The sequence below is a fragment of the Chryseolinea lacunae genome (assembly GCF_016735595.1).
GTDB classification, from domain to species: Bacteria; Bacteroidota; Bacteroidia; order Cytophagales; family Cyclobacteriaceae; genus Chryseolinea; species Chryseolinea lacunae.
Genome location: NZ_JAERRB010000003.1, coordinates 613,068 through 624,123 on the forward strand (window position 1 = coordinate 613,068; position 11,056 = coordinate 624,123).

General features: G+C 51.5%; 10 protein-coding genes and 1 tRNA gene. 5 read left to right on the top strand and 6 right to left on the bottom strand.

The genetic code is table 11. The features are described 5' to 3' along the window. The first annotated feature begins 21 nt into the window (after window positions 1–21). Window positions 22–348, top strand: a complete 327-nt coding sequence (locus JI741_RS11865; protein WP_202009548.1) for a hypothetical protein — start codon at window positions 22–24, stop codon at window positions 346–348. A gap of 58 nt (window positions 349–406) precedes the next feature. Here the strand turns inward: JI741_RS11865 and JI741_RS11870 are convergent, their stop codons facing one another. After that, a complete protein-coding gene (locus tag JI741_RS11870; RefSeq protein ID WP_202009550.1) occupies window positions 407–844 on the bottom strand; it encodes a YHS domain-containing (seleno)protein in 438 nt (145 codons plus the stop codon). 171 nt (window positions 845–1,015) lie between these two features. Here JI741_RS11870 and JI741_RS11875 point away from each other — a divergent pair, with 171 nt between their 5' ends. The 3 genes from JI741_RS11875 to JI741_RS11885 are packed head-to-tail and all read left to right on the top strand — an operon-like array spanning window position 1,016 to window position 4,176. After that, window positions 1,016–3,028: a formylglycine-generating enzyme family protein gene (locus JI741_RS11875; RefSeq protein ID WP_202009558.1), complete on the top strand. Its 2,013-nt coding sequence runs from the start codon at window positions 1,016–1,018 to the stop codon at window positions 3,026–3,028. 6 nt (window positions 3,029–3,034) lie between these two features. Continuing rightward, the gene (locus tag JI741_RS11880; RefSeq protein WP_202009560.1) at window positions 3,035–3,607 is read left to right on the top strand and encodes an RNA polymerase sigma factor; all 573 of its coding nucleotides are present in this window, start codon (window positions 3,035–3,037) and stop codon (window positions 3,605–3,607) included. Continuing rightward, window positions 3,604–4,176, top strand: a complete 573-nt coding sequence (locus JI741_RS11885) for a hypothetical protein (protein WP_202009563.1) — start codon at window positions 3,604–3,606, stop codon at window positions 4,174–4,176. The genes JI741_RS11880 and JI741_RS11885 overlap by 4 nt, the downstream gene beginning before the upstream one ends. 29 nt (window positions 4,177–4,205) lie before the next feature. On the opposite strand, the gene JI741_RS11890 is transcribed toward JI741_RS11885, so the two are convergent. From JI741_RS11890 to JI741_RS11900, 3 genes are all read right to left on the bottom strand, one after another. Continuing rightward, entirely contained in the window at window positions 4,206–4,460 is a 255-nt protein-coding gene (locus tag JI741_RS11890; RefSeq protein WP_202009565.1) for a hypothetical protein, read from the bottom strand. A gap of 648 nt (window positions 4,461–5,108) precedes the next feature. Further along, window positions 5,109–5,184: transfer RNA gene (locus tag JI741_RS11895), tRNA-His, on the bottom strand. Between the two features lie 59 nt (window positions 5,185–5,243). Then, on the bottom strand, window positions 5,244–6,584 hold the full coding sequence (locus tag JI741_RS11900; RefSeq protein ID WP_202009567.1) for a dihydroorotase: 1,341 nt from the start codon (window positions 6,582–6,584) through the stop codon (window positions 5,244–5,246). 23 nt (window positions 6,585–6,607) lie between these two features. On the opposite strand from JI741_RS11900, the gene JI741_RS11905 reads away from it, so the two are divergent. Continuing rightward, a complete protein-coding gene (locus JI741_RS11905) occupies window positions 6,608–8,020 on the top strand; it encodes a DEAD/DEAH box helicase (RefSeq protein ID WP_202009569.1) in 1,413 nt (470 codons plus the stop codon). Here JI741_RS11905 and JI741_RS11910 read toward each other — a convergent pair whose 3' ends face one another. Then, window positions 8,021–10,702, bottom strand: a complete 2,682-nt coding sequence (locus JI741_RS11910; RefSeq protein ID WP_202009571.1) for an ABC transporter permease — start codon at window positions 10,700–10,702, stop codon at window positions 8,021–8,023. Continuing rightward, the gene (locus JI741_RS11915; protein WP_202009573.1) at window positions 10,699–11,028 is read right to left on the bottom strand and encodes a PadR family transcriptional regulator; all 330 of its coding nucleotides are present in this window, start codon (window positions 11,026–11,028) and stop codon (window positions 10,699–10,701) included. The genes JI741_RS11910 and JI741_RS11915 overlap by 4 nt, the downstream gene beginning before the upstream one ends. Window positions 11,029–11,056 lie beyond the last annotated feature (28 nt).

Sequence of the window (11,056 nt, forward strand, 5' to 3'; positions counted from 1 at the left end):
CTAAATGCCCTTGGAAAAACTATGCCGTTACCATTGTACGACACCGAAAAAATTACGCGCGCCCTGCACGAGGCTGCGCAACAAAAGAAAGTTTGCAGCGTCCGGCTTTTCAAGGAAACCGGCGCCCGCGTCATTCATCCCTATGGCGTGTGCCGCACCAAGCACAACAAAATCGTGATCGTGTGCTGGCAGGAATACGGCTTCAGTGTGAAGAGCACCGGCCCGGGCTATCGCACGTTGCTGTTGCTGGAGTGTGTCACCGTGAAGACACTCGACCGACGCTTCTTTGCCCGCAACGATTTTTCGCCCGATGATCCGCTCTATGCCGAATGGATTTTTCACATCTAAAATAAAAAACCCGTCCTCGAACAAAATCAGAGGACGGGTTTTTATTTTGTTTATGGGCTTAGTCTTTTTCTTTTTTTACAGTGGGCCAGTTTGCATTGGCCTTCTGGATAAATCCCGGTTGGTCTTTTCGCCACAGCGCCATCACATCTTTGTTGTAGTTGAGGTAAAGTTTGTCGCCCACAATAGTCCACGCATCGGGCGAAGTTGTTGCTTTGTGACCATCGGCCACGCCATAGGCACAATAGCCACCAAACTGGGGTGCGAATGTTTCGGGACTTGCTTTAAAGGCTTCAAGATTTTGCGCCGACGCAAAATGCCAGGTGGCGTCTTTCCATTGATACGAAAATTCTGACTTGCCCTTCACGGGTTTGCCCACCTTGAAATAGGCCACCGGGTCGTAGCCCTGAATGGCTTCGCCTGATTTTGAAAAGACTTCCTGTGCAAACGAAGGGCTTATGGCCAACACCAGCAGCATGCTTATGAGTAGGGTTTTCATACGGAGAATATTTTAGTTTCAAAGTCAAATAACGCATCGTAAGTTCATCTGCAATGTCTTCTACCCGACAAGCCGGGTAATTTCTTGGCTTCCAAAAAAAGTGTGCGTTCAATTGAACCTGGGTCGCGTTCGTGTGTACTGCTCTTTAGAAACCTAAATCCAATTCCAAGTATGGTAAAGCTACGCATAACCTTGTTGTTGATTCTATATTCCGGCGTGTTGCTGGCCGGGGCGCCCCAGCCGATCGCCGCGAAAACAAAAGTGATTAAACCCGCCGGCTGGTATGAAGCACAGGCTGTGCAGTGGCAGGAGGAAACCCAGAAGGAAAAACGCAACGCAGCGTCGTGGATGAACTACTACATCGCCAGCCGCTATGCACAACGCCCAGACAGCCAGCTGGCCGACATTGTGGCAAACATGCGCGCAGCGGTGCCGGGCTCGTTCGAAATGTTGTGTGTGCAGGCCTGGCAGGAAGACGACCGCGCCAAAGCTTTGCCCATGTTGGAGCAGGCCTTTGCCTTGCAACCCAATAACCCCGCTACCTATGCTTCGCTGTTGCTGGAACATGAGTTTCTGGGTCACGACGAAAAGCGAAAAGATTTTAGCCAGAAGCTTTTTAACAGTGAACAGTTCTCGCAGGCACTCCTGCACTACAGCTATAACGTGTTGATGTCGGTCGAAAAAGATGCCGTGTTGTTCACCGAGGCCGACCACATCACACTCCCCATCCTGGTGTTGCAGGATGTGATGAAGATTCGCCCCGATGTGAAGGTGATGAGCCTCGACTTGTTACTCGAACCAAACTATCGCAGCCGTAAACTCAACGGTGCCGGGCTGCTGTGGGACGACGCACAGCTGGTGCCCCTTTCGCCGGCCGATCAAAAGAAAACACTGTGTGCTTCACTGCCCATCCAAAACCAGAACCTTGCATTTTATTATACGCTCACGTTGAGTCCGGAAAACATTTCGGCCATCAAAAATCAGCTCTATGTGGTGGGCCTCGCGTCGCAGCTCAGCACCACGCGGCTCGACAACATGACACGCCTGAAAGAAAACCTGGAGAATAATTTTTTGCTCGACTACCTCACCGTGAATTTTGATGGCGAAAGCGAATCGGCCACGGGCAAAGTGCTTCAAACCAACTACCTGGTGCCCATGCTGCTGCTGCACGAACACTATTTGAAAATGGGCGACAAACAGCGCGCCGCCTATTGGGAAAGCATGGTGGTGAAGCTGGCCTCCGAGAGCGGGAAAGAAACGCTGGTCAGCAATTTTCTCGCCGGCAAAAAAGCAGAAGCCCTTCCCTTCGTGCCCTTCGCCCTCAACACCAAAGACCTCGACGACCATTTCCGGTTGGTGAAAGAAAACGTGTATGCCTTCAACGCCGAGCTAACCAACGGCCGCTACAACGACTTCCTGGACTACCTGATGCAAACCAATCGCATGGACCTGTATGAGAAGTGCAAATACGACCTGTCGCGCTACGAAGAACCGGCGCTTTCATTCATGAAGAGCTATCATGTGCCCCGGGTGGTTTCGAAGAAACAGAAATTCTATTCCAACTATCCGGTCATCAACATTTCGTATGAGGCCGCGGTGGCGTATTGTGAATGGTTGACAGAACAGTACAATAATGTGGCTGGCCGGAAGTTTAAGAAAGTGAAGTTTAGACTACCTTCCGTGAACGAATGGCAGATTGCCGCGGCGAGTCTGCGCAATGCGGAATCGTGGGTGCTGGAAGAAAACAAAGCGCAGGTGAAGGTCTTTGAACCGGGCCACGATGTGTCGCGCAAATATGAAATGAAAACCGTGTCGCTGGCCGACAAAGACATTCTGTATCCGTGGTTTCGCTACTATGGCATACGCAACACGGTGCTGAACTCGAGGGGTTGTTCGCTGGGCAATTTCAAATTTCCCGACACACTCAAACCCTGCCCAGGCACAAAGACCACCACAGCCGATGGCTTCTGGCTGATGGCCCCGGTGGAGTCGTATTTCCCCAACGACATCGGGTTGTTTGATGTGGTGGGCAACGTGGCCGAAATGACCAACGAGCGCGGCAAGGCATGTGGGGGAAGCTGGAATCATTCGCCCGAAGAATCGACGATCAAAAGCATTAATACCTATGATGGCCCAAGCGACGCCGTGGGCTTCAGAGTGTTCATGGATGTGATCGAGCCCTGAGCCGATATGTTCTTTACGCGCATAGAAAAAAAATCTGACGAAGAACTGATGCACCGTGTGCAGCAAGGCGACGCGCGCGCGTTGACAGCGCTCTATGAACGCTACAGCGCGCGATTGCTTCGCTACTTCCACCGCATGCTGTGGAAAGACCGCGCCAAAGCCCAGGACTTTCTGCATGATTTGTTCGTGAAGGTGATCGAGAACGCGGAACGATTCAGACCCGAGAAAAAATTTTCGACCTGGCTCTATTCCATCGCCCACAACATGTGCAAGAACGAATACCGCAAGCAGGCTTTCCGAAATGCCGCGGTTTTTGTGGCCGACCAAAGCGTTGAAAACCTGGCACACGCCAGGCTTGCCCAACAACAATTCAAGGTCGCCTTAGAGCATGCGCTTGACCGGCTGGACGATGACGATAAAAATCTGTTCACGCTGCGCTACGACGTGGAGATGAGTCTTGAAGAAATTGCCACCGTGCTGGAGTGCCCCGAAGGAACGGTGAAATCCAGATTGTTTCACCTCAAAAAGAAATTGGCTGCGCGCCTTGGCGCCTTTCATCCCGAAAACATATCAACATGAATGCATCAGAAAACGAACAGCGCCTCGAGCAACTCCTCGGGGAGAAATCATTCGACGCGCTAACGCCGGAAGAAAAAGATTTCGTGCTAAAAGAATTTGGATCGGAAGAGCAATACACGCTTGCGAGAAAGATTGGTCGGGCTTTGGTAAACCAGAAGACCGGTCTTTCTCCCGATCCATGGGTGCTCACGGCGCTGCAACAACACCTGAAAGAAAAACACAGACCTTCGTTTTGGCACAGCGTGGTTCATGCGCAAGTGCCGGCCTATGCCATGGCGCTGGTGTGTGTGCTGGCTGTGGCCGGTGTATGGATATTGTCAAGTGGAAATAACCCGGCACCGCCTTCGATCGTGACTACGCGTGTGGTGCACGACACGGTGTTTGTTGCTTCGCTTCCCGACACGGTGATTCGCAATCGCGTTGTGTATCGCGATGTGGCCATGCCGTTGCAAAAGTTGAACTATGCCGCCGCAAAAACCGAAACGGTTGGCAACCCACCGGTGGCGCAAGGTGTGACCATGAAAGACAAGGAAGAGTTGGACAAACTGCTGGTGTCGGGATCGGACTAGGCTGCGTGTTTGATACTGAGATGTTGTTTTTAGAATTCTCCTTTTGGCAACTGGATCTGATCCGAATAGAATTTCATGCGCGAGTGCATGCGATCGAGGGGTATGATTTTTTCGATCAATGAAAATTTGTGATTGATAAAAACTTCGAGATAAAAATTGCCGAGCAAATATAAATTCACTTTGTAGCCGTAGTAACGGATGCCCATCACAAACGTGCCTTCTTCATAGAGCATGCTAATCTTCTCTTCCAGGGTCAGTTCATCAAATTCTGTCCATGCAATCATAAATTAAACATAGAGCAAAAATAAATAGACCACAAGGTTGACTCTAGCCAAGTTTTTCTTTAATGAATGCAGTGGATTTATGTCATGCTAATTTGGCGACGGGAACTAATGAATGCTGATGTGAAAAATTTGTTTTGCGTTTGAAAGCAGGAGCATCCATGCGCAAATTTTTTCTTCTCCTCAGTCACGCAAGTGCGTTCATTTCCATCAACGATTGTTGATCTGAGTATTCTTCACGTTCCGAAATTTGTGTCTTCAATAACCCGTTGCATTCGGCTTTGCGATTTTTTAAGAGGTCTGTTTTTACCGTGATGCAATGGTTTTCGGCCCGCATTTATTCGCCTATTTGTGCGTCAAGGGAGTGAACGTTGACAGAGCAATCGAATCTTAGTGATACCAACTGGCGAAACAGGTCTTCTAAGCACATTTGTAATCGCAGGACTCAAAGATTCTCCGTCTTGATGGCACTCGTCATGGCAAGTTTTCTTTAGGTATCGGTCAGTCGGAATTTGATGGAGCCGTTGCCTTGGGCAGGACACTTTTCTCCGGGTTTTCACACTGGAAAATTTCAGGGCAGCGGACCTCCGAAATCGGGGCCGGCCCGGCAGAAAAACAAAAAAAGCCCCAGGTTGGGGCTTTAAATACGGTGGGTGAAAGACGGGACTCGAACCCGCGACCCTCAGAATCACAATCTGATGCTCTAACCAACTGAGCTACAATCACCGTTTTGAGGACTGCAAAGTTAGACAGCCTTCTGGAATTTGCAAAAACGATTTTCTAAAATCATTTGCGGTCAAACAGCAGCCGTTCGCCATGTTTGGCGTCGTCGAACCGGCCATTGGAGTAGGCGCGGTGACCCGACACAAAGGTGTGGTGCACCTTCGACCGGAATGTGGCCCCTTCGAAAGGTGACCAACCGCATTGGGCCACAATGTTTTCCTGCCCCACCGTCCATGGATCGTTGAGGTCGGCCAGCACCAGGTCGGCAAAGTAGCCTTCCCGGATGAACCCACGTTTTTGGATCCGGAACAGTATTGCCGGGTTGTGACTCATTTTCTGGACAATGGTTTCGAGCGTGATCTTGCCCTGGTGATAGAATTCCAGCATGGCCACCAGGCTGTGTTGCACCAGCGGTCCGCCCGAGGGTGCCTTGAAATAGGTGTTTTGTTTTTCCTCCCGGGTGTGGGGCGCGTGGTCGGTGGCAATCACGTCGATGCGGTCGTCGAGCACAGCCTTGAAAACTTCCGCCTGGTCGTGGGCCGTTTTGATGGCCGGGTTCCATTTAATGAATGTGCCCAGCCGGTCATAGTCGCTGTCGTTGAACCAAAGGTGGTGTATGCACGCTTCGGCCGTGATCAGTTTTTTCTCAAGAGGAATGCTGTTGTCGAACAGCGCGGTTTCTTTGGCCGTGGAGATATGAAGAATGTGAAAGCGTGTTCCGTTTTTGCGGGCCAGGTCAATGGCAAACGATGAAGACAAATAGCACGCCTCGGCGCTGCGGATGAGCGGATGACAACGGATGGGCACCTCTTCGCCATAGCGCGCTTTGAACTCTGCCGTGTTTTTGCGGATGGTCGCTTCGTCTTCACAATGCGCGGCAATCAATGACGGAAAGCGCGAGAAGAATTGCTCCAATGTCTTGGGGTCGTCCACCAACAGGTTGCCCGTAGAAGAGCCCATAAAGATTTTCAAACCACACACGCGTGTGATGTCCGTCTTCATCACCTCGTCGAGGTTGTCGTTGGCGGCGCCCATGAAGAACGAATAGTTGGCCAGCGACGAATGCGACGCGATGACATATTTCTGTTCCAGCAGGTCTTGGGTGAACGTTGGCGGATTGGTGTTGGGCATCTCCATGAAGCTGGTCACACCACCGGCCACAGCCGCCCTCGACTCGGAGCGGATGTTGCCCTTGTGTGTGAGGCCAGGCTCGCGAAAGTGAACCTGATCGTCGATAACACCGGGCAAAAGATATTTTCCCTTGGCGTCAATAACCTCGTTTGCCGTGTGTGACGCGAGGTTTTTGCCAACGGCCTCGATGTATTGTCCCCGAATGAGCACGTCGCCTTCGAAGACCTTGCCTTCATTGACTATATTTGCGTTCGTAATCAGTAGTGTCTTCATCGCCGGTAAAATTAAAAGCTAAAGTGTCAACAGTCACATCTTTCGAAAGTTTTAATCTCAACAAGCAGCTTCTCAACGGAGTGGCGGACCTTGGCTTTTCAACACCCACCGAAATTCAACAAAAAGGCATTCCCCTCATCCTCGGTGGCCAGGAGGTGATTGGCATTGCGCAAACCGGCACCGGCAAAACCGCTGCCTACCTGCTGCCGGTGCTCATGAAGGTGAAGTATGCACAAGGCGACGAGCCCCGCGCCGTGATTCTCGCGCCCACCAAAGAGCTCACCATCCAAATTGCCGAACACGCCAAACTGCTGGCCAAGTATACCGACCTCCGCATTCTGCCCATCTATGGAGGCATCGGCCCCAAAACACAGATCGAAGAAATTCGTCAGGGCATCGACATCATCATTTCCACACCGGGGCGTTTCCTGGAGTTGTATATGAAAGGTGAAATGCCCGTGAAGCAGATCAAGTTTCTGGTTTTGGATGAGGCCGACCGCATGATGGACATGGGCTTTATGCACCAGCTCCGTAAAGTGCTGGAAGTGGTGCCACGCAAAAGACAAAATCTGTTGTTCTCGGCAACGTTCTCTGATCGCGTGGAAATGTTGTCGGCAGAATTTCTGGAATTCCCGGTTAAGGTTGAGGTGACACCGCAGGCCACCACGGCAAAACAGGTGGAGCAGGAGTTGTATCACCTGCCCAACATGCGCACCAAGATCAACTTTCTGGAACACCTGCTTCAGGACCAGGACGTGTTTAACCGTGTCATGATCTTTACACGCACCAAAGAAGTGGCCGATAATGTCTATAGCTTCATTGATCGCTATAAACTTGGGCCCGTGAAAGTGATTCACTCCAACAAAGGCCAGAACAGTCGCATCAACGCCGTGAACGAATTCAAGGAAGGCAAGCTGCGCGTGTTGGTGTCGACCGATGTGACGGCACGGGGCATTGATGTGGAGAAAGTGTCGCACGTGATAAACTTTGATGTGCCACCGTTGCACGAAGACTACGTGCACCGCATCGGCCGCACAGGCCGCGCCTTTCAGGATGGCAAGGCCATCACGTTTGTGACCAAATCGGAAATATATCACATCGATAAAATTGAGAAGTTGATCCGCGAAAAAATTCCGGTGAAACAACTCCCCGAAGGACTGGAGATCACCAAGACACCTTATGACGAAGCGCAAGCCATGGCACTAGACATAGACTGGCAACGCCGTAAAGAAAATCCCGAATTCAAAGGCGCCTTCCACGAGAAAAAAGCGGCACGACAGGCGAAGATCGATGCACAGAAAGAAAAAGAGAAAAAGGCTGCACAAAAAGCAGCCCTGAAAAAATCGCCCGTGAAAAAACGCACGTTGCTGGAAAACAAGAAAGCCGAAAACGACAAAAAGAAAGCTGCCGAGAAACGCGGAAAAAAATCGCGCTAGCTATTCGGTGCGTATCGATTTGATGGGATCAGAAGAGGCTGCCTGATACGAATGATACCACGTGGTGAGACAGGCAATGCACATCACCAACGATGCGGCCACGGCAAACACCGATACTCCCAGGGCCACACGGTAGCTAAAATTCTGCAGCCACCACTCCATCCCAAACCAAGCTAATGGAATGGCGATCACAAATGCCACAACGAGCAGCTTGCTGAACTCGGCCGACAGCAACACGATGATGCTGCGCACCGATGCACCCATCACTTTGCGGATGCCGATTTCTTTGGTGCGTTGTTTGGCCGTATAGGCACTAAGTGCAAACAATCCAAAACATGCAATCACAATGGCCAGTGTGGCGAAGATGCCAAACATTTTGCCGAGCCGTTGTTCGCTGGCATACATCTTTCCAAATTCTTCGTCGAGAAACACATATTGAAACGGTTGCCCCGGAGCACTTTGCTTCCATTTTTTTTCGAGGGCTTCGATGACCGGCTGCGGGTTGCCCGCAAAGCGTACGCTGAGAAAGCCATCGCTCCGCCCCAGGAAGAGCGCGAGTGGTGCAATGGTCTCTTTCAGACTGCTGAAATGAAAATCGTCGATCACACCCACCACCACAAAGGCTTTGGGATGATCGAAGTCGGGTGTGTTGTAGCCTGTGAACGTGAGAATGGTTTTGCCAATGGGATTGGCACCCAAATCGAGCTGGCGAAGCGCGGCCTTGTTGAGCACCACAGCCGCCGAGTCGGACGCAAAGTCGTTAGATAGGCCGCGACCCTGAAGCACCTGCATGTTGAACGTGGCAATGTAGTCGGCATCCACACTCCATTGCTGCAGGCTCACCAGGTTGTCGCCCGATGGGGCACTGCCTTCTTTCCAGAACGTGCGATCGCGTCGTGGAAATTCCGAACCTCCTTCCACGGGCACAAAGGCCGAGATGGTGCAGTGGCTGATGGCGCTGATTTTTTCGACTTCGTTTTTAAACGCGATCGTGTTGGGGCGAAGCACGTAAACATCTTTCACCAGCAACACATGATCTTTTTCGAAACCCAGATTTTTATTTTGGATAAAGTCCAGCTGCTGATTCACCGTGAGCGCCGCCACAATGAGCACGATGGAGGTCACAAACTGAAACACAACCAACCCACTGCGCAGATAGCCCTTCGACAAACCCGCCGACAATTTTCCCTTCAACACATTAACAGGCGAAAATCCCGACAGGTAGAACGCCGGATAGGCGCCGGCCAACACCCCCACGAACAGCGCGCCGGCGAAGAGTGCACCATAAAAAAACGGTGTTTGAAAAGGCAACATCAACTCGGTTTGCAGAATGGTGTTAAACAGCGGCAGCAACAAATGCGCAAGCCCTACGGCAACAAAAAAAGCCGCCAGTGTGATGATAAACGATTCTAACAAAAACTGTCGCATCAGGTGCGAGCGGAGCGAGCCCATCACTTTGCGTACGCCAATCTCTTTGGCCCGCCGGCCCGCATGGGCCGTGGCCAGGTTCATGAAATTGATGCAGGCCACCACCACAATGAACGCGGCAACAAGCGCGAATAAATAAACATAGGTGATGCTGCCGTTGGGTTCCAGTTCGCCACGCAGATTGGAGTGCAGGTGTATGTGGCGCAGGGGCATGAGTGTGAGCCGGTCCACTTTGTCGGGTGCCGGGGGGCCGGCAAATTTTTCGACAAATGCGGGCAGCTTTGCTTCCAGTGCCTGTGCGCTGGTGCCGTGCTTCAGCAAGATGTAGGTGTTGAAGTTGTTGTTGGCAAAGGTGGTAGCCTTTGCTTCGCGCGCCGCAGGCCAATCGCCGGCAAGGGAAATGAGAATGTCGGCATGAAAATGAGAGGTCGTGGGAATGTTTTCGAACACGGCGGTGACCGTGGTGGTGTAGCGATCGTCGAGCACAAGTGTTTTGCCCAGGGCGGTGGTGCCCGCGAAATATTTTTCGGCCATGCGCCGGCTGATGGCCACGCTATAGGGTTGTGCCAACGCGTGGGCTGGATTGCCCGCCACCAACGGCACAGAGAACACGCGAAAAAATGTGCTGTCCGTCCAAAGCACATAGCTTTCTTTAATGTTTTCGGTGGCCCCATTAGTCTTCACGAGGTAGGTGCCATAGTTGATAAACCGCACCGACGACTCCACTTCAGGAAAATCCTGTTGCAAGCTGTGTCCGGTCACGGCGGGCACGGCCGCCATGTGGGCATGGTTGCTGCCAAATTTCTTTTCGTAGTGTACACGATAAATGCGGTCGGCGTTGGCGTGATGCGCATCATAACGAAATTCCTGCGCGATAAACAACACAATGATGAGGCTAACCGCCACGGCAACGGCAAGACCGGAGATGTTCACAACGGAGTAGCTTTTGTTTTTCAGAAGATTTCTGAAACCGATGGTCAGGTAACTTCGAAGCATGGCGTAGTGGTTAGGGGAGTGGGAGTATGGATGAAAGGCCGATTTTTGTTTTCGCTTTCGAATGGCATACGAGGTTACAAGAGACAACACCTGTAGCCAGAACTTCAGCCGGGCATTGAACACCGATGTGCGTTGGAGGTTCGCATAAAACAATTCGTCCAGATCGCCCTGCAAGTCTTCGATGGACGCGTTGGCGCAATACCATTCCAACAAGGCCGTAGCAAGGCGTGGAGGTTTGATGTTGTGCTCTCTTTTCATTTGGCCAGCGAAAGGTTTGTCTTGGACGCGCGCCACAAATCGTCGCGCAGATTTTTCATTTCATGCAACGCCACTTTGCCCGTGTGCGTCAACTCAAAAAATCGCTTGCGTCGCCCGCCGCGCTCTTGCGTGGGCTCACCAAGAAAGGATGTGATGAAGCCCTTCTCTTCCACGCGTGTGATGGTGGAGTGCAAGGCCCCGATGCTGATGCTTCGGTCCGTTCTTCGTTCAATTTCATCTTTGATTGACACACCATAGGCATCATCGCCCAGGCTGGCAATGGTGAGCAACACCACTTCCTCAAACTCTCCAAGGTATCCTTTCATCGTTTCAAACCTTTTGGCTCTATACGAT

What these genes read in the sequence shown, in the direction of transcription:
- JI741_RS11900 (WP_202009567.1), bottom strand. Translation starts at nt 6,584, where the DNA reads ATGAAGACACTACTGATTACGAACGCAAATATAGTCAATGAAGGCAAG.
- JI741_RS11865 (WP_202009548.1), top strand. Translation starts at nt 22, where the DNA reads ATGCCGTTACCATTGTACGACACCGAAAAAATTACGCGCGCCCTGCAC.
- JI741_RS11910 (WP_202009571.1), bottom strand. Translation starts at nt 10,702, where the DNA reads ATGAAAAGAGAGCACAACATCAAACCTCCACGCCTTGCTACGGCCTTG.
- JI741_RS11885 (WP_202009563.1), top strand. Translation starts at nt 3,604, where the DNA reads ATGAATGCATCAGAAAACGAACAGCGCCTCGAGCAACTCCTCGGGGAG.
- JI741_RS11870 (WP_202009550.1), bottom strand. Translation starts at nt 844, where the DNA reads ATGAAAACCCTACTCATAAGCATGCTGCTGGTGTTGGCCATAAGCCCT.
- JI741_RS11880 (WP_202009560.1), top strand. Translation starts at nt 3,035, where the DNA reads ATGTTCTTTACGCGCATAGAAAAAAAATCTGACGAAGAACTGATGCAC.
- JI741_RS11890 (WP_202009565.1), bottom strand. Translation starts at nt 4,460, where the DNA reads ATGATTGCATGGACAGAATTTGATGAACTGACCCTGGAAGAGAAGATT.
- JI741_RS11915 (WP_202009573.1), bottom strand. Translation starts at nt 11,028, where the DNA reads ATGAAAGGATACCTTGGAGAGTTTGAGGAAGTGGTGTTGCTCACCATT.
- JI741_RS11875 (WP_202009558.1), top strand. Translation starts at nt 1,016, where the DNA reads ATGGTAAAGCTACGCATAACCTTGTTGTTGATTCTATATTCCGGCGTG.